Source organism: Aquipuribacter aurantiacus (genome assembly GCF_051216895.1).
Taxonomy (GTDB): Bacteria; Actinomycetota; Actinomycetes; order Actinomycetales; family JBBAYJ01; genus Aquipuribacter.
On the sequence record NZ_JBPKAO010000005.1, the window covers coordinates 144,117 to 162,243 of the forward strand.

The window sequence follows — 18,127 nt, forward strand, 5'->3', positions numbered from 1 at the left end:
GCGGTGGACGACGACGGGCGCCCCGCGTGGTCGCGAGGCGCCCGTCGTCGAGCATCGGGTCGGCTCAGGCGTTCAGCCGGGCCCCGCTGTTGATGTCGAAGAAGTGGGCGTGGTTGGCGTCGCTGGGGACCAGGTGGACGGTCTCGCCGCGGGTCGGGGGACGACGGCCGTCGGTGCGGGCGATGACGTTGTTGCCGCTGTTCTTGTCCTCGCCGCGCAGGTCCGGGTCGTCGATGTCGACCTTCTCGGCCGCCTCGGTCGTCCCGTAGATGTAGGCGTCCGCGCCGAGCTCCTCGACGACGTCGACCTGCACGGGCAGGCCCTCGCCGGTGGTGGAGATCTCCAGGTCCTCGGGGCGGACCCCGACGGTGACCCGGTTGCCGGACGTCTGGGCCAGCGCCTCACGCGAGATCGGCAGCAGCATGGTGCCGAACTGCGCGCCCTGGTCGGTCAGCGGCAGCGTCATGAGGTTCATCGCGGGGGAGCCGATGAACCCGGCGACGAAGACGTTGTTGGGCTTGTCGTACATGCTGCGGGGGCTGTCGACCTGCTGGAGCAGGCCGTCCTTGAGCACCGCCACGCGGTCGCCCATCGTCATGGCCTCGACCTGGTCGTGGGTCACGTAGACGGTGGTGACGCCCAGGCGACGCTGCAGCGAGGCGATCTGGGTGCGGGTCTGCACCCGCAGCTTGGCGTCCAGGTTGGACAGCGGCTCGTCCATCAGGAACACCTGGGGGCTGCGGACGATGGCGCGGCCCATGGCCACGCGCTGACGCTGGCCACCGGACAGCGCCTTGGGCTTGCGGTCCAGGTAGGGCGCCAGGTCGAGGATCTTGGCGGCCTCCTCGACGCGCTTGCGGATCTCGTCCTTGGCGACGCCGGCGATCTTGAGCGCGAAGCCCATGTTGTCGGCGACGGACATGTGGGGGTAGAGCGCGTAGTTCTGGAACACCATCGCGATGTCGCGGTCCTTGGGAGGCATGTCGGTGACGTCGCGGTCGCCGATGTAGATGCTGCCGCTGGTCACCTCCTCCAGGCCGGCGAGCATGCGCAGCGAGGTGGACTTGCCGCAGCCGGAGGGCCCGACCAGGACGAGGAACTCCCCGTCACCGACCGAGAGGTCGAGCTGGTCCACCGCGGGCGTCTCTGCCCCGGGGTAGAGCCGGGAGGCCTTGTCGAACGTCACTGTTGCCATGACCGTGTGTTCCCTTCACCGGCAGGTACGTGCCGGACGATCCGTCGTGAAGGCGGCCCGGATGTCCCGGGCCTCCCGCCAGGTGCTGCCGTCGTCGTCGACGTGCGCCGAGGAGCGGTACTGGTGGTGCGGGTGGTGCTGCGGTGCTCCGTCGCACGAGGTGCCGGACGGCGGTGCCCGACCCGCTGATCCTGCCCCATAGCGCCTCCGCGGTCCACAGGCCCGCCCCCGACCGTCGGGGTCCGAGGGACGGGACAGGGGTAAAGAAGCCGTAACGAAGGCCGCGCGGGGACGTCGTTCGGTTGGTACGGGCCCGGGCACCCCGGTAGGCAGGACGTCAAGCCCCACGTCCTGCCTCCGACAGAAAGGCTCGACCGTGCGCCCTTCGACGTCAGCCGTACGACCCGTCCGTCCCCTCCGCCGCGCCTCGGTCCTCGTCGCCGGCGCCTCCGCCCTCGCGCTCGCCCTCGCGGCCTGCAGCTCGGGCGAGGGTGTCGACGCGGAGGGCCTCGAGGAGGCCCCCGACCCGACCGCCTCCGCCGAGGACGGCACGGCGGGTGACGCCCCCGAGGGCGTCCTGGTCGCGGCGCTCGCCAACACCCCGGACCAGTTCGACCCGCACGCCACGACCAGCCAGGCCAGCTTCCAGGTGCTCGAGAACGTCTACGACACCCTCGTGGTGCCGAGCGCGGAGGACCTCAGCTTCGAGCCGTCGCTGGCCACGGAGTGGACGACGAGCGAGGACGGCCTGCAGTGGGTGTTCACCCTGCGCGAGGGCGTGACGTTCCACGACGGCAGCGACTTCGACGCGGAGGACGTGGCGTACTCCCTCAACCGGATCATCGACGAGCAGCTGGCGAACGCGTTCCGGTTCGGCAACGTCGCCTCGGTCGAGGCCACGGGCGACCTCGAGGTCACCATCACCGTGACCGCGCCGACCCCCAACCTGCTGGCCAACGTCGGCGGGTTCAAGGGCATGGCCATCGTCCCCAGCGAGTCCGCCGAGCTGGACCTGGCCACGCAGGCCGTCGGCACCGGCCCGTTCGAGCTGGTCTCGACGTCGGCCGGGGGTGTCGAGCTGGCCGCCTTCGACGGGTACTGGGGCGAGGGCCCGAGCATCTCCGGCGTCGAGTACCGCTACGTCGGCGAGTCCGCCGCGGCCCTGACCGGCCTGGAGAACGGCGACATCGACTGGACCGACAACGTCCCGGCGCAGTCCATCGAGACCCTGGCCGACACCGAGGGCGTCGAGCTGGGCCAGACCGGCGGCAGCGACTACTACTACATGGCCTTCAACCAGACCCGGCCGCCGTTCGACGACGTCGAGGTCCGCCGGGCGGTGGCGTACGCGATCGACCGGGAGGCGATCACCGAGGCCGCCACGTTCGGCGCGGGCACCGTCAACCAGACCGCCATCCCCTCGGAGTCGTTCTGGGCCACCGACTACGCCCCGTTCGAGCAGGACCCGGCGCAGGCCGAGCAGCTGCTCGCCGACGCCGGCGCCGAGGGGCTCGAGTTCTCGGTGATGGTCCCCGACTCCGACGAGCCGGCCGTCGCCTCGGCCCAGGTCGTCGCCTCGCAGCTGGCCGACGTCGGCGTGACGATGAACGTCGACACGGTCGAGACCGGCGTGTTCCTGGACCGGCAGGGCCAGGGCGACTTCGACGCCTTCAGCTGGGCCTGGGTGGGCAACATCGACCCGTTCGACTTCTACCAGGCGCAGCACGCCACCGACGCGAGCTCGAACTTCCAGGGCTACAGCAACCCCGAGGTCGACGACCTGCTCGCCCAGGCCGCGGCCGAGACCGACGAGGACGCCCGGCAGGACCTGTACCGGCAGGCCGAGCAGGTCATCGTCGACGAGGTGTCGTACCTCTTCTACTTCAACCCCGACGTGGTCGAGGCCTGGAGCTCGTCGGTGAGCGGGTACACCGCCCGCCCCGACTCGGCGGTCAACTTCGAGACCGTGACGCTGACGGACTGAATGACGACCTACATCGCGTCCCGGCTGGCCCAGGCGGCCGTGGTGCTGGCCGGGGTCGCGGTGCTGGTCTTCTCGATCATGCAGCTCGTCCCGGGCGACCCGGTCCGGATCGCCCTCGGCACGCGCTACACCGAGGAGGCCGGGGCGGCCCTGCGCGAGCGGGCGGGTCTCGACCAGCCCGTCCTGGTCCAGTTCTTCACCTGGGCCGGCTCGGCGCTGACCGGTGACCTAGGGGTGAGCTTCCGTTCCGGCGAGCCGGTGACGGCGCTCATCGTCGAGCGGCTGCCCGCGACCATCAGCCTGGCCCTGGTCTCGATCCTGGTGGCGCTGCTGATCGCCGTCCCCCTGGGCACCATCTCGGCGCTGCGTCCTCGCAGCGTCGTCGACGGCGTCGCCACCGTGTTCAGCCAGGCCGGCATCAGCATCCCCGACTTCTGGATGGGCATCATGCTCATCGTCTTCGTGGCCCCGCTGCTGGCCCTGCCGACCGGCGGCTACACCCCGCTGAGCGAGGACCCGGCGGCCTGGGCGCGCTCGGTCGTGCTGCCGGCGGTCACCGTCGGGGTGACCAGCGGCAGCATCCTCACCCGGTTCGTCCGCTCCGCGCTGCTGGAGGCAGCCGACTCCGAGCACGTCCGGACCGCCCGGTCCAAGGGCCTGGGCCGGGGGACCGTGCTGGGGTGGCACGTCATGCGCAACGCGCTGCTGCCCTTCGTCACCGTGGTCGGCGTCCAGCTGGCCTACCTGCTGTCCGGGGTGGTCGTCGTCGAGATCGTGTTCAGCTACCCGGGCCTCGGCGAGCTGGCCCTGCAGGCCGTGCAGGCGCGCGACTTCCCGCTGCTGCAGGGCGCGGTGCTGCTGTTCGCGCTGGTGTTCCTCGTCATCAACCTGCTCGTCGACCTGTCCTACGCCGCGCTCGACCCGAGGGTGGGCACCCGGTGAGCGGGCTGGCCCGGGCCGGACGCACCCTGCGTCTGGTGGCCGGTCGCGCCGGTGGGGCGTTCGGCCTGGCCGTGATCGCGGCGGTCGTGCTGCTGGCCCTGCTCGACGACCTGCTCGTCCCCGGCGGGCCCAACCAGGTCGACATCCCCAACCGGCTCCAGCCGCCGTCGACCGCCGCGCCGATGGGCACCGACGAGCTGGGACGCGACGTGCTGGACCGCGTCGTCCTGGGCGCGTCGGTGAGCCTGCAGGTGGGTGTCGTCGCCGTCGGCATCTCGCTGGTGGCCGGCGTCCTGGTCGGGCTGCTGGCCGGCTACTACCGCGGCCCGCTGGACGCGGTGCTGATGCGGTCCATGGACGTGCTGTTCGCGTTCCCCGCGATCCTCATGGCCATCGCCGTGCTGGCGCTGCTGGGCCCCGGGACCCGCAACGCGATGATCGCCATCGGGATCGTCTACATCCCGATCTTCGCCCGGGTCACCCGGGCCGCGGTCCTGTCGGTGAGCCAGGAGGTCTACGTCCGTGCCTCGCGGTCGGTCGGCTCCCCGGACGCCCGCATCCTGCTCACCCACGTGCTGCCCAACGCCGCCCCGTCGATCATCGTGCAGACCTCGGTCAGCCTGGCCTTCGCGATCCTCTCCGAGGCGGCGCTCAGCTTCCTCGGGCTGGGGACCCAGCCCCCCGCGTCGTCGTGGGGGCTGATGCTGTCGCAGGGGCGCGGCTTCCTCGAGCAGGCGTGGTGGATGGCGTTCTTCCCCGGGTTCGCCATCTTCCTCACGGTGCTGGCGTTCAACCTGCTCGGCGACGCGCTGCGCGACGTGCTGGACCCGCGGCGCCGGTCCGTGATGACGGCCGGGACCGGCGAGCCGAAGGTGGGCACGGATGGGTGAGTCGAGCTCCCCGGCGCTGCAGGTCGACGACCTGCACGTGTCGTTCCCGACCCCGCGCGGCCCGGCCCACGTGGTGCGCGGCCTGGACCTGGTCGTCGCGCCCGGCGAGACGCTCGCGGTGGTCGGGGAGTCCGGGTCCGGCAAGAGCGTCAGCATGCTCGCGGTGCTGGGCCTGCTGCCCGGCTCCGCCACCGTCAGCGGGTCGGCCGTCCTGGGCGGGCGTCAGGTGCTCGGGGCGAGCGAGTCGGAGCTGCGGTCGCTGCGCGGACCGGGCGTCGGGATGGTGTTCCAGGACCCGATGACGTCGCTCAACCCGGTCCTCACCGTCAAGCGCCAGCTGGTCGAGGGGCTGCGCGCCCACGCCGGGCGCGACGGGGCCCGGCGGGGCACGGACGCCCTGCTGGGCCGGGCCCGGCAGCTGCTGGACGAGGTCGGCCTGCCCGACCCCGACCGGGCGCTGCGCTCCTACCCGCACCAGCTGTCCGGCGGGCAGCGCCAGCGCGTCATGATCGCCGTCGCGCTGGCCCACGACCCCGCCGTCCTGGTGGCCGACGAGGCGACGACCGCCCTGGACGTCACGGTCCAGGCCCAGATCCTCGCCCTGGTGCGGCGGCTGCAGGACGAGCACGGGACCGCGGTCGTGTGGATCACCCACGACCTGGGCGTCGTGGCCGGCATCGCGGACCGGGTGGCCGTGATGTACAGCGGGCGGGTCGTGGAGACCGGCACCACCGACGCGCTGTTCGCCGCGCCGACCCACCCCTACACCCGGGGGTTGCTGGCCTCGCTGCCCAACATCGACGACCCCGCCACCGGCCAGGACCGGGCGGACCTGCTCGCCATGCCGGGCCTGCCGCCGGACCCGGTCGACCCGCCGGCGGGGTGCGCCTTCGCCCCTCGCTGCCCGATCGCCCACCCCGACTGCGTCGGGCACCCGGAGCAGCTGCGCGAGGTGGGCCCCGACCACGCCGCGGCGACCCGCTGCCCCGTCCCGGACCGCACCGACGAGCAGCAGGAGGTGGCCCGTGGTTGAGCCCGCGCGCACCGGGTCGACCGCGGTGACCGGACCCGCCGGCACGGGCCAGGACGACGAGGTCCTGGTCCGTGTCCGTGGCCTGGAGGTCCACTTCGGCGGTTCCAAGCGGCCCCTCCGAGCGGTCGACGGCGTCGACCTGGACATCCGGCGCGGCGAGACGCTCGGCCTGGTCGGGGAGTCCGGGTGCGGCAAGTCGACCCTGGGCAACGCCCTGCTGCGGCTGGTGGAGCCGACCGCGGGCACCGTCGAGCTGGACGGCATCGAGCTCACGACCCTCGGCCGGCGCCGGATGCGGGCCGTCCGGCGCCGGGCCGTCATGGTGTTCCAGGACCCCTACGCCAGCCTGGACCCGCGCCGCAGCATCGGCGACGCCGTCGCCGAGCCGCTCGTCGTCCACCGCCTCCACGGCGACGGCGCGTCCCGCCGGCGCCGTGTGGGTGAGCTGCTGGAGCTGGTGGGGCTGCCCGCGACCGCGGCCGAGCGGTACCCGCACGAGTTCTCCGGCGGTCAGCGTCAGCGCGTCGGGATCGCCCGGGCGCTGGCGGGCGAGCCGGACCTGATCGTGGCGGACGAGGCCGTCGCCAGCCTGGACGTGTCCATCCAGGCGCAGGTGATGAACCTGCTCCGTCAGCTGCAGCGCGACCTGGGCCTGACCCTGCTGTTCGTCAGCCACGACCTGGCGGCGGTCCGCCACGTCAGCGACCGGATCGCCGTGATGTACCTGGGCCGCGTCGTCGAGGTCGGCCCGGCCCAGCAGGTCACCAGCGACCCGCAGCACCCCTACACCCGGGCGCTGCTGTCCGCGGTGCCCCGCCCCGACCCGGTCGCCGAGCGTCGGCGCGAGCCGGTGCTGCTCACCGGGGACGTCCCCAGCCCGACCGACGTCCCGTCGGGCTGCCGGTTCCGGACCCGTTGCCCGAGCGCGTTCGACGCCTGCTCGCGGGTCGACCCGTCCCTGCTGGACGTGGGCCCCGGGCACCGCGCCGCCTGCCTGCTGCACGCCCGTGACCTGGACGACCGGGCCGGCGTCGCCCCCGTCAGCGGCTGAGCCGGGCCAGCAGCTCCGGTCCGCGCCGGTCGAACAACCCGCCGCCCAGCCGCACGCCGACGACCAGCACGACGGTGCCGTAGACCGTCCCGACCGCGACGAGGGCCCAGCCGACGACAGGCGTGAACCAGGCCCAGGCCGCGAGCCCGACCAGCGGGGCCAGCAGCGGCACCAGCACCAGCATGGCCAGGCCCTGCTGCACCAGCGCCGCCGTGCTGGAGCCCGGGTTGCCCGCGAACGGGTTGGACCCGGCCGGCGGCACGGGGAACGGCAGCGCCACCGACGACACCGCCGCGACCCCGTTGCCCACCAGCAGCGTCCCCACCGCCAGCCCCACCGAGGCCGGCACCAGCTCGGCCCGACCGGCGACGAGCGGGCCCACCACCGCCACGAGCACCGTGGAGGGCGCGGCCCACAGCAGCAGGGCGAGCATCCGGGCGCTGCGCTCCTGACGGCCCGTGAGCGCCGACGCCAGCGTGGTCCACAGCCCCGTCCCGTCGAAGGCCAGCTCGTTGAGCATGGTGAAGGCCAGCAGCAGCCCCAGCAGCGGGCCGGTGGCCAGGGCCAGGCCCGCCGGGGCGTCGCTGACCAGCGGCAGCACCAGCAGCAGCCCGACCACCACGGGCAGCGCGATCACCGACACCACGTACCGGGAGTCGCGCACCCAGTACCGCAGGCACCGCTGGACCAGGGCCCCGAGCGGGGTGTCGGGCAGCACGCCGCGCCGGGGCACCACCGCCCGACGCTGCTCCGGCGTGCGGCCGCGGGCCCGGCCACGTCCGGAACCGGTGGGGCGCAGCCGGGCGCGGACGGCGCGGACGTAGGCCAGCCACAGCAGGACCAGGGTCGCCACGGCGACGACGGCGCGACCGGCCACGACCGGCCAGCGGCCCTCGGCCGCCGCCCACGGCATGGACCAGACCGCGCCGAGCGGGGTCCAGGCCATCACCTGGACCGCCGCGTCCACCGCGCCCGTCTGCAGCCGCTCGCCCAGCTCGGCCAGGACGGGGCCGCTCAGCCCGAGCAGCGACACCACGAGGACGCCGATGCCGATGCTCGTCTCCCGGCCCCGGCGCCCCGCCAGCACCGACGCGGCCGACGTCAGCAGCGCCCGCGACGCCAGCAGGCACGTCAGGGTGCCCAGGACCGCGGCGAGCAGCCCGACGAGCCCCGCGGCGACCGGGGCCGGGCCGCGGGCGAACGTCACCGCCAGCGCGAGCGAGGCCACGGCCGTCGCCACCGCGAACGGCGAGAGGGCCGAGGCCACGAACAACCCGGCGGCCAACGACCGGGACCGCAGCGGGAGCAGGGCGAACCGCACCGGGTCGTTCATCACCTCGTCGGCGCTGGTGAGCAGGGGCAGCAGCGCCCACGCGAGGACGACGACCGACCCGAGCACCACCACGCCGGCGCCGGCCAGGTCGAGCGTCGTGAAGCGGAGCGCGACCAGCAGCGCCGCCCCGCCGAGCGCCGTCCCCGCCGCCACCAGCAGGCTGACCACGAGCAGGAGGACCTTCTCCAGGCCGCCGCGGGCCTGGTTGCGCAGCAGCGTGAGCCTCAGCCGGACGAGGACGCCAACCACGACAGGCCACCCCCCAGGTCGCGGGAGCCGCCGGACAGCGCGACGAACCGCTCCTCGAGGCTGCCGTCGCCCCTGACGTCGGCCACGGTCCCCGCGGCCACCACGCGCCCGGCCACGATGACGCCGACGTGGTCGCACAGCTGCTCGACCAGGGCCATCACGTGGCTGGACACGACGACCGTGCCGCCGCCGGCGGCGAACCGGGTGAGCAGGGCGCGGATGGTGGTGCCGGACACCGGGTCGACGGCCTCGAACGGCTCGTCCAGCACCAGCACGCGCGGGCCGTGGACCAGGGCGCAGGCCAGGCCCACCTTCTTCTTCATGCCGGCGGAGTAGTCGACCACCAGGGTGCGGTCGGCGTCGGCCAGGTCGAGCACGTCCAGCAGCTCGGCGGCGCGCTCGGCCGCCTGCGCGCGGGGCAGGCCGTGCAGGCGGCCCGTGTACTCAACCAGCTCGGGGCCGCTGAGCCGGTCCATCGTCGCGAGGCCGTCCGGCAGCACGCCCAGGACGCGGTGCGCCCGCTGCACGTCGGCCCACACGTCCTGCCCGTCCACCACGACGGTGCCGGAGTCCGGTCGCAGCAGGCCGGTGGCCATCGACAGGGTCGTCGTCTTGCCCGCCCCGTTGGGTCCGACCAGGCCGAACAGCGACCCGGTCGGCACGGTCAGGTCCAGCCGGTCCACGGCCAGGGTGGTCCCGAAGCGCTTGGTCAGGCCGTGGCACGACAGCGCCCCCGAGGTCATGGCACGACCGTATCGGCTGGCTCACGCCGTACCGTTGGTCGGGTGAGCGGCAGGAGGGGTCGATGAGCGGGACGCAGCGGGTCGGTCCGTACCGCCTGCTGCGCGTCATCGGCGAGGGCGGCATGGGGGTCGTCCACCTGGGCCTGGACCCCAACGACCGGGCCGTGGCGGTGAAGGTAGTGCGACCGCACGTGGCCGCCGACCCGCAGACCCGGGCCCGGCTGGCCCGCGAGGTCCGGTCCCTGACCAAGGTGCGCCACCCCCGGGTCGCCGAGGTCCTCGACGCGGACTTCGACGCCGACCTGCCCTACGTGGTGATGCGCTACGTCCCGGGCGAGGCGCTGGACGCCGTGGTGCGCCGTGACGGCCCGATGGCCGGGGCCGACCTGCACGAGATGTGCACCGGGTTGTTCGAGGCGGTGTCGGCCATCCACTCCGTGGGCGTCGTGCACCGCGACCTCAAGCCGGGCAACGTGCTGGTGCTGGACGGCTCGCCCGTGGTCATCGACTTCGGCATCGCCCGCGCGCTGGACGACGTGGCCCTGACGTCGACGGGGCTGATGGTGGGCACCCCCGGGTACCTGTCGCCGGAGGTGCTGGACGGTACCGACGTCGGGACCGCGGCCGACTGGTGGGGCTGGGGCGCCGTCGTGGCGTTCGCCGCCACGGGGCGCCCGCCGTTCCGCTCCGGGCCGATGGAGGCCGTCTGGGACCGGGTCCGTCGGGGCGCGGTGGACCTGGACGGGCTGGACCCGGACCTGACGCGGCTGCTGACGGCCACCCTGCGTCCGGACCCGTCCACCCGTCCCTCGCCCGCCGACCTGGCCGACGCGATCGCCGGCCTCACCGGTCGTCGACCGCAGCCGGCCGCGGCGCCCGGCGGCGTCGGCGCGGTCGCGGGGTCCGGGGCCGTGATCGCCGAGCAGGTCGTGGCGGGCACGCGCGTCACGCCGCGGCCGGCTCCGGCCCGGGCGCCCCGCCCCGCCGTCGACGCACGCCCGGACCCCACCCGGCAGGCGCCGCGGCCGGACCCCACCCGGCAGGCGCCGCGCCCGGACCCCACCCGGCAGGCGCCGCGCCCGGACCCCACCCGGCAGGCGCCGCGCCCGCTCCAGCGGGAGCCTGCCCCGACCACGCGCGTCATCGAGCGCCCGCCCCCGCCCGCCCCGGTCCGACCGGCCGCCGGCACGGCCGTGCAGCAGCCGGTCCGGACCGACCCGCGCCCGCCCCAGGTCGGTGCGCCGGCCTCGGCCGACCGGTACCCCGGTGCGGGGTCGTCGGTTCCGGTGGCCGGGTCCGCGCTGGCGCAGGTGCCGTCGGGACCCGGCCCCGCCGACGGCCGTGCCGTGCAGCCCCACGCCCGCTACGGCGAGCCCCCGGTCGCCCCGCTGCCCCGGCGGCACGGGCTGGCCCTGCTGGCACTGGTGGTGGTGGTCGCCGTGGCCGCGGTCACCCCGCTGGGTGCGGCGGTCGTGGGGCTGCTCTGGGCGTCGGTGGCCCGCGCCGTCCAGTGGTCGCGGGTGGCGGCGGCCAAGACCCGCTGGCGCGCCGGACGCCTGGGGGCCGGTGCCCGCACGGGGCTGACCCTGATGTACCCGCTCCGGCTCGTCGGGGCGCTGCTGGCCAGCGCCGGCTACCTCATCGTGGGGGCGCTGGTCGTGTCGCCCCTGCTGCTCATGGCCGCTGCTGCGGTCGTGGTCGTGCGCGACGTCCCGTGGGACGACTGGACGCTGGTCCGGGCCGTGCTGCTGGACCCCCGGGTGCTGACCGTGCTGGTCGCGGTCGGTGCGGTCGTCGCCTGGTACGGACCCGGCGGGGCGGCGGTGCGAGAGGGCTCGCGCGCCATCACCGAGCCCGTCGCCCGGTCCCGCAACGGGCGGATGGTGCTGGCGGGCCTGGCCGGGCTGGTCGTGGTCGCGGCCGTCCTGGTCGTCACCGCCGGCCTCTGACGCCGGATCCGGCTCAGTCCCAGGCGACCACGCCGTCGGCGCGGTGCCTCGTGCCGTCGACGAGGGCCGCGTTGGCCTCGTCGGAGCGCTGCACCCACTCCCGGGCGGCCTCGGGGGAACGGCCGTGCGCGACGTGCCGGGCGAGCAGCCGCTGCAGGCGCAGCCCGGGGTCGGTCGCCACGAACCAGCACCGGTCCAGCAGGGGGCGGACGTCCGCCCAGGCCGCGCTCGCCGGGTCGGCCCCGGCCGGGGTCCCGGCCAGGTCGGAGCGGTCCAGCAGCAGGTAGTTGCCCTCGGTGACGACGACCTGGACGTCCGCCGGCACGGCCAGGGCGGAGCCGACCGACTGCTCCAGGTCCCGGTCGAAGCGCGGGCCGTAGGTGACCGGCTCGCGCCGCTCCCGCAGCCGGCGCAGCAGGGACACGTACCCCGCGGGGTCGAAGGTGTCGGGCGCGCCCTTGCGGTCGGCCCGGCCGAGCCGCTCCAGCTCCTGCTGGTCCAGGTGGAAACCGTCCATCGGCACGAGCGCGGTCGAGGTGCCCCGCGCCTGCAGGGCGGCGACCAGCAGCGCCGCGACGGTCGACTTGCCCGTCCCCGGGGGCCCGACCAGCCCCACGACCACCCGCTCGCGGGCTGCCGCCAGGTCGACCACCGCGCCGACGAGCGGTCGGACGGCGGGGTGCACGGACGTCTCGGTCACGGAGCCGAGTCTGCCGGGGCCGCCACCCGGACGCCTCAGGGGTTGTAGAGCAGCGCCAGGGTCGTGCCCGCGGCCAGGACCAGCAGCACCACGGTGAGCCGGTCCAGCCTCGCCGGGCGGTGGCGCCGCACGGCTGGGATCACCGACAGCCACAGACCGGCCGGCACGAGCCACCAGCCCCAGAAGCCGTGCTCCTCCCAGGGCCAGTGCGACACCTCGCCGGTCGCCATCACCTGCGGGGTGAGCGCGACGACCGAGGCCAGCGGTACGACGACGGCGAGCAGCACCACGAGCGCGGTGAGGTGACGGCGGCGGTCGGCAACAGCTGCGCGGGTCATCGCGGCCTGCGCCGGTGCGCTCCGTGTCGCGTCATCGCGGCAGCATGCCGCAGGGCCCGTGACGCCGACCGCTTCGCGGCGCGGGGGCGGTGGCCCACCTGGGTGTCCCGCTGCGCCTTCATGGGTCTGCGGTCACCCGTTCGGGCGTGATCTGCACCCAGAGTCGCGCCGGTGCGCCCGTGCGGCTCAAGTCCGGCCCTCAGCCGGCCGAGTGGTTCGTGAGCCCGGGACCGAGCCCGGCCGCGTGCCGCCCCAGGAGGGCCACCCATGAACCCCAGGACAACCCGTACGTCGCACCAGCGCCGAGCCCTTCGCGCCGTGGCCGCTCTCGCCGCCGCCGTCGTCGTCGGGAGCACCGGGGTGTCGGCCGCTGTCGCCTCCGGCACCGAGGACGGCGCGGTCGAGGCCGCCGTCGGCTCCGGAGCCGAGGCTGCTGCCGAGCCCGAAGCGGTCGCCGAGCCCGAGGCTGCTGCCGAGCCCGAAGCGGTCGCCGAGCCCGAGCCAGAGCCCGAGCCCGAGCCCGAGCCCGAGCCAGAGCCCGAGCCAGAGCCCGAGGCCGAGCCCGAGCCCGACCCCGAGGCCGTCGACGGGCCTGTGCCTCCGGTCGACGAGCCGGTCGAGGACGAGGTGAGCGAGCCCGTCGCGGACGACAGCAACGAGGAGGGCGGCGTCCAGGGCGAGGGCGGCGACCCGGTCGAGCCGGCCGCGGACCTGGGGCAGGACCCCGGCAACGACCCATCGGACGGGGGGGACGTCGGGCAGGACCCCGGCACCATGCCCACCGACATAACGGCGGTGGTCGAGGACGGTGTCCTCACGGTCACCTGGAAGCACGTCGGCGGCACCGTCATCATCGGGCTGGTGGGGAACGACTCCTGGGCCAGGGACGGGGCGGTCGGGACGTTCTCGACCGCCTTCCCGTTCGTGCCGGGTGACTACACGGCGTTCGTCGAGGACTTCCAGACGAAGGAGCGCGCGGTGATGGCCTTCACGGTGGCACCGACCGTCTACCTCCCCATGCCCCCGGGCGACCTCGCCGCCGGTCAGACCGGTGTCGGTGAGGTGCTGGTCAGCTGGACGGAACCCGGGTGGGACGGCGACGCGCCCCTCACCGGCTACGAGGTCGTCGTCGACGGCGGCGCCCCGGTCACCTACGGCCCCGAGATCACCCAGGCGACGGTGAGCGGCGTCGCCGGTGGCGTGCGCACCGTGAGCGTCAGGGCTGTGAACACCAAGGGGAGGAGCGAGCCGGCGACGACGCAGGTCGAGGTCCTCGCGGCGCCCTCGGCCCCCCGGGACGTCACCACGACCCTCGGCGCGAACCCGGGCGAGGTGACGGTCACCTGGCAGGCCCCGGTCGACCTGGGGCACCCGACCTTCGGCGCGTACGTCGTCACGCTCCAGGGCCAGACCTGGTTCACCGACTCCGGCACCCTGGACCTCACGATCGAGGACCTGGCGCCCGGCACCTACGAGGTCGCGGTCCAGGCCGACTCCGAGGCCGGCATGTCCGCGCCCGCCACCGCGACCTTCGAGGTGCAGGCGCCGGTCCAGGCGCCCACGGACATCACCGCGGTCCAGGTCGGCCCGCAGTCGATGCGCGTCAGCTGGGTCGACGACAGCGACGACGACCGGATCTCCGGCTACCTGGTGGTCGGCACTCCGAGCCCCGTGCTGGGCGACTTCCCCGTGCTGCTGCTCGGGGTCTCCGCCGCGGCGCCGGCACCGGGCACCGTGGCCGCCGAGGTCGGGCCCGCTGACCGGTCGGTCGTCCTGGCCGGGCTCCTGGAGGGGACGCCGTACACGTTCACGGTCACCCCCCTCACCGCCGACGGCACCGGCCCGTCCGGTACGGGCAGCGCCCCCACCGCCGAGGAGTGGCGAGCCCCCTCGGGGGTCCGCGACGCCACGGTGGTGCAGACCGGCCCGCGCCAGGTCACCATCCGCTTCTCGGCCCCGGCCGACCCGGGGACCTCGGCGATCCTGCGCTACGTCGTGGGGCTGTCGAGCTCGCAGTCCGCCGGGTACCAGCCCTTCGACGCCGAGACGCGTGAGGTGGTCATCGACGACCTCGACCCGTTGACGTACGACCTCGGCATCACCCCCGAGAACAGCGAGGGCAGTGGCCCGCGGGTGGACCTCAGCATCACGGTCCGCGCGGACTGGTCGGCCCCGGTGGCCTCTCCGGTGACGGGTCCGGAACCCGCACCGGTCGCGGACCCGGAGACCCCGTCCGACGTGTTCACGCCCGCCACCCCGGCCACCCCGGCGGCCGGACCGTCGGGTGCTCCGGCCGTCCAGGGCCGGGTGGCCCCCGCGGTCACGTCCGAGCGGGCCGAGCTGGCCCGTACCGGCGCCGAGACCGGGACCCTGGCCGCCATGGGCATGCTCCTCGTCGGCCTGGGCGGGGCGCTCGTCGCCGGCACCCGTCGCCGCCGCACCGGCTGACCGCCGGAGGACCGGCAGGACCCCGACCGTCCGGCGGTCGGGGTCCTGCCGCGTCCGGGCGAGGTGAGCGCTCCGCCCGAGGGCGACGCCTGCCGGAAAGCCGCACCCGGGGCCGGCCGGTGGGCCATCCTCTGCAGGTGGACGAGGTGAGGAGCCGCGCGCGTCCGGGCAGCCGGCGCCGCCGCCGATACGGTCTCCCGTCGAAGCGATCGGGTCGGGACAGGTCGCCGGCGCAGGTGGTCCTGGCGTGGCTCGCGGTCGGTCTCGTCTTCGGCGGCCTCGGCGCGTTCGAGCTGCACGAGACGTCGCAGCTGCAGCGGTACGGGACGGTCACGACGGCCGAGGTCACCTACGTGCGGGACGGCAGGAACCCGATCCTGACGGCGGAGTACGAGGCGCAGGGACGCGGCTGGGAGTCCGACACGAGTCGGTTCACCGACGAGCAGGTCGGGGACCGCGTGGAGATCTTGTACGACCGGACCGACCCCTACCGGTTCCAGACGCAGTCCTGGACCGGGTGGACGGAGGACTACGCCTTCGCCGGTGTGTTCCTGGTCGCCGGGGCCGCCGCCGCGGTCGTCGGGGCCGTCCTCGGGATCCGGATGCTCCGCCCGGTGCGGCACCGACGGCGTGGCCCGCGGTGGCGCGGCGCTCGGGGTGAGGCCCTGGCCTCGGCGGAGCTGGTGAGGACGGTCGGGGCGCTGCTGCACCGGCACGACCCGATCGGGCTCACCGCGCGGGGGGCGAGCGACCTCGAGGAGTACCAGCCGGAGGCCCGGACCATCGTGGCCCGCCTCGACGGGGCCCGGTCCACCGCGGACGTGCGCACGGTCGTGCACCAGGAGTTCGTGCACTGGTTCGACCCGGACACCGCCGGCCCGCCGGCGCGCTACGAGCTCATCGCCCGCGAGCTCTGGGACCTGCGGAGTCAGTGGCGGCACGACGTCCCGAGGACCGGCTGAGCAGGTCCGGGAAGGGCGATCAACGGCCACCTCGGTGAGGTGGGGCCGGGCTGATGCGACGGTTGCGGTGCGCGGTCCACGTCGACCGGGGCCGGTAGCCTGCAGTCCACGCCTTCTCCGCGCAGCGGTGGGGACGGCGGGCGGCTCGGTGCGGGCGGGTGAAGCATGCCGGCGTCGCTCCGCTGGTCCGATCACGGTCCGATCCCGCTGGCGTGGCGCAATTGGTAGCGCACCCGACTTGTAATCGGGCGGTTGTGGGTTCGAGTCCCACCGCCAGCTCCACCCTGACCTGCAGGTTTGTCCCCGCCGAACGCTGGCCTCTGCTGGTGACAGCACGACTGACAGCAACGGCACCTCGCGAACGGCAGAATCCAGAGCGTGTCCAGCATCCGTGAGCTCTCGGACTGGCGGCAGGACTTCGCCTTCGAACCCACCCAAGAGCCGATGCACCCGCATGACGGCACCGTTGTCTGCCAGACCATCCTGACCCGCCTGCGGCCCCACCTGGTTCGAGCCGAGGTGGACGCGTACAGCGACTACGCCGAAGACGTCCCGCCCGACGTCCGCGACGTCGAGGCGAAGCTCACCGAACTCGGTCGCACACAGAGCCGGGGACGTCAGGATCCCGGGATGGCCGTGGTGCTCGACCTCCTCGACGTCGAGCAGTGGGAGGCGCTCGTGGCCTACGCAGCGTGGTCGATCAACGCCGAGCTGTGGGGCCCGGACGCCCGGGACATGGGCACGTTCCACGACAGCTCGCAGTCCATCGTCGCCGCACTCACAGCGGCGGACCTCGAAGCACTCAGCGAGCCGCTCCGGACCTACGGTCACTTCACCGCCATAGCGGAGCTCGACGCCAAGAGGCTCGCCGACAAGCAAGCACGACGAGCAGCCCGCAGAGCCAGAAGGGCAGCGTTCCTGCGGGCCCTGATCCGACGCCCTTAGGCTCCCGGAGGGCAAACGACGACCCCGCACGTCGTCACCAGTCCAGCCCCGACGATCTCCTTCACCACGCGCGGATGAACGACAAGCGTCAGGAGCTGCGACACGCTGGTGTGCCGGAGGTCGTGCAGACGCACACGCGGGACGCCGGTCGCCTTGCACCAGCCGCCGAAGCGACGGGAGGAGTTGTTCGGGTCGACAGGGGTCCCGATGGTGGTAACGAGCACCAGCTCCGCCGGTGGCCACGGGGGCAGAGACGCGGCACGCTCGGCGGCCTGTCGCCCGCCGTGCTGCCCGAGCGCATCGGCGCACAGGTTCGGTAGCGGCACCGTCCGCCGGGACCGGCGCGTCTTGGGAGGCAGGAACTCCAACTGCCCTCCGGTCCAGTGCAGGCCTCGGCGCCCCGGAGGACACCGGCGTCGACGTCCTGCCACCACGAACCGAGGTCCCCGCGGAGCACGTCCTCGAGCGCCACCCTGAGTGTCGCGTGCCCGTACCGCGTCGACCGACACGTGCGCCGCAGGTCTGTCCGGGCACGATGGCGTCCATGCAGATGCGGCCACCCGTAGACGACACTGCCGAGCCCCCGCGCGGGCTGGAGGTCGCGCCGCTCAGCGCGGTCTCGAAGTCTGCGAGTCCGCCGCCCCGGCCTGACTGCCCGAGATGGTGAGGGCGGACCCTGACGACCCGGGAGCCGACCTCCGTCCTCAGTGGACGAGTAGGCACGTCCGTCCGTCCCCGTCCCCGGCGCAGGCCCGACGGCGCGATGTGTTCGCCACGGTCGTCATGGTCGGTGGTCTGCTGGCGGGCTTGGTGGGCCTGGCGTCCATCCCCCTGTTCTTCGTCATGGCCAACCTGATGAGCGCTCCGGAGCCAGGTTCCGTCATCGGGCTGACCGTTGATGAGGAGGGTCGGATGACCGCTGCCGTGGCGGTGTGCAAAGGCGAAGCCGACATGCTCGATCTAGCGAAATGGTCGATCAGTCAGAAGGCAGGTGACCGGATACGCGAGTGGCCCATCAGCGCCGACGGAGGACTTCGACTGGTCCAGCTGGCGGAGGACGGGTCTGTCGGCCGAGCAGAGCAGCTCGGCATCGACCTGGACCAGGGGGCCATGCTGAGCGCCTACTACTCGACCCGGTGGGGGAGTGACAGCCTGGTGTTCTACGGAGCCGACCTGCAGGCTGTCCGCGAGGGCCAGGTGTGGCTGAGGGGGACGCCTGGAGGTGAGCAGGAGGGGGAGGAGGAGCTCATCCCGGTCGACACGTTCCACGCGGTCGCATGCGAGCGGCTCGCGCCCTGATCGACAGCTCTGGCCGGAGCGACTGAGAAGGCCCCGCGGCCCTCGCCGAGTCGGTCGAGCTGGGGT

The 18,127-nt window shown here is 74.2% G+C and carries 15 protein-coding genes and 1 tRNA gene; 11 read left to right on the forward strand and 5 right to left on the reverse strand.

What is annotated here, in order from left to right:
• Nucleotides 1-64 precede the first annotated feature (64 nt).
• Nucleotides 65-1,195 (reverse strand): ABC transporter ATP-binding protein, encoded by a 1,131-nt coding sequence (locus tag ACR80Q_RS08905; protein WP_435377245.1) that lies wholly within the window; start codon nt 1,193-1,195, stop codon nt 65-67.
• A 376-nt stretch (nt 1,196-1,571) separates the two neighbouring features.
• On the opposite strand from ACR80Q_RS08905, the gene ACR80Q_RS08910 reads away from it, so the two are divergent.
• Genes ACR80Q_RS08910 through ACR80Q_RS08930 form a run of 5 tightly spaced genes read left to right on the forward strand, consistent with a single transcriptional unit; the run spans nt 1,572 to nt 7,095 of the window.
• Nucleotides 1,572-3,179, forward strand: a complete 1,608-nt coding sequence (locus ACR80Q_RS08910) for an ABC transporter substrate-binding protein (RefSeq protein WP_435377246.1) — start codon at nt 1,572-1,574, stop codon at nt 3,177-3,179.
• Nucleotides 3,180-4,121 carry an ABC transporter permease gene (locus ACR80Q_RS08915; protein ID WP_435377247.1) on the forward strand — a complete coding sequence of 314 codons (942 nt, stop codon included), beginning with the start codon at nt 3,180-3,182 and terminating at the stop codon, nt 4,119-4,121.
• Entirely contained in the window at nt 4,118-5,011 is an 894-nt protein-coding gene (locus ACR80Q_RS08920; RefSeq protein ID WP_435377248.1) for an ABC transporter permease, read from the forward strand. The genes ACR80Q_RS08915 and ACR80Q_RS08920 overlap by 4 nt, the downstream gene beginning before the upstream one ends.
• A complete protein-coding gene (locus ACR80Q_RS08925) occupies nt 5,004-6,044 on the forward strand; it encodes an ABC transporter ATP-binding protein (RefSeq protein ID WP_435377249.1) in 1,041 nt (346 codons plus the stop codon). The genes ACR80Q_RS08920 and ACR80Q_RS08925 overlap by 8 nt, the downstream gene beginning before the upstream one ends.
• Entirely contained in the window at nt 6,037-7,095 is a 1,059-nt protein-coding gene (locus tag ACR80Q_RS08930; protein WP_435377250.1) for an ABC transporter ATP-binding protein, read from the forward strand. Before ACR80Q_RS08925 ends, ACR80Q_RS08930 begins: the two co-directional genes overlap by 8 nt.
• Here the strand turns inward: ACR80Q_RS08930 and ACR80Q_RS08935 are convergent.
• Together ACR80Q_RS08935 and ACR80Q_RS08940 are read right to left on the reverse strand one after the other, a co-directional pair.
• Nucleotides 7,085-8,677: a hypothetical protein gene (locus ACR80Q_RS08935; protein ID WP_435377251.1), complete on the reverse strand. Its 1,593-nt coding sequence runs from the start codon at nt 8,675-8,677 to the stop codon at nt 7,085-7,087. The two genes, ACR80Q_RS08930 and ACR80Q_RS08935, sit on opposite strands and share 11 nt — an antisense overlap.
• Entirely contained in the window at nt 8,653-9,420 is a 768-nt protein-coding gene (locus tag ACR80Q_RS08940) for an ABC transporter ATP-binding protein (RefSeq protein ID WP_435377252.1), read from the reverse strand. The genes ACR80Q_RS08935 and ACR80Q_RS08940 overlap by 25 nt, the downstream gene beginning before the upstream one ends.
• A 62-nt stretch (nt 9,421-9,482) precedes the next feature.
• Here ACR80Q_RS08940 and ACR80Q_RS08945 point away from each other — a divergent pair, with 62 nt between their 5' ends.
• Nucleotides 9,483-11,369: a serine/threonine-protein kinase gene (locus ACR80Q_RS08945; RefSeq protein ID WP_435377253.1), complete on the forward strand. Its 1,887-nt coding sequence runs from the start codon at nt 9,483-9,485 to the stop codon at nt 11,367-11,369.
• A 13-nt stretch (nt 11,370-11,382) separates the two neighbouring features.
• On the opposite strand, the gene ACR80Q_RS08950 is transcribed toward ACR80Q_RS08945, so the two are convergent.
• Nucleotides 11,383-12,069: a nucleoside/nucleotide kinase family protein gene (locus tag ACR80Q_RS08950; protein ID WP_435377254.1), complete on the reverse strand. Its 687-nt coding sequence runs from the start codon at nt 12,067-12,069 to the stop codon at nt 11,383-11,385.
• A 35-nt stretch (nt 12,070-12,104) separates the two neighbouring features.
• Nucleotides 12,105-12,407 carry a hypothetical protein gene (locus tag ACR80Q_RS08955; protein ID WP_435377255.1) on the reverse strand — a complete coding sequence of 101 codons (303 nt, stop codon included), beginning with the start codon at nt 12,405-12,407 and terminating at the stop codon, nt 12,105-12,107.
• 267 nt (nt 12,408-12,674) lie between these two features.
• Here ACR80Q_RS08955 and ACR80Q_RS08960 point away from each other — a divergent pair, with 267 nt between their 5' ends.
• The 5 genes from ACR80Q_RS08960 (at nt 12,675) to ACR80Q_RS08980 (ending at nt 18,061) form a co-directional block, all read left to right on the forward strand.
• Nucleotides 12,675-14,855: a fibronectin type III domain-containing protein gene (locus tag ACR80Q_RS08960; RefSeq protein ID WP_435377256.1), complete on the forward strand. Its 2,181-nt coding sequence runs from the start codon at nt 12,675-12,677 to the stop codon at nt 14,853-14,855.
• A 236-nt stretch (nt 14,856-15,091) separates the two neighbouring features.
• Complete coding sequence (locus ACR80Q_RS08965) at nt 15,092-15,817, forward strand: DUF3592 domain-containing protein (RefSeq protein WP_435377257.1); 726 nt, start codon at nt 15,092-15,094, stop codon at nt 15,815-15,817.
• A gap of 206 nt (nt 15,818-16,023) precedes the next feature.
• Nucleotides 16,024-16,099: transfer RNA gene (locus ACR80Q_RS08970), tRNA-Thr, on the forward strand.
• A 96-nt stretch (nt 16,100-16,195) separates the two neighbouring features.
• Entirely contained in the window at nt 16,196-16,762 is a 567-nt protein-coding gene (locus tag ACR80Q_RS08975) for a hypothetical protein (protein WP_435377258.1), read from the forward strand.
• Between the two features lie 765 nt (nt 16,763-17,527).
• Entirely contained in the window at nt 17,528-18,061 is a 534-nt protein-coding gene (locus tag ACR80Q_RS08980) for a hypothetical protein (RefSeq protein WP_435377259.1), read from the forward strand.
• The last annotated feature ends 66 nt before the right edge of the window (nt 18,062-18,127 follow it).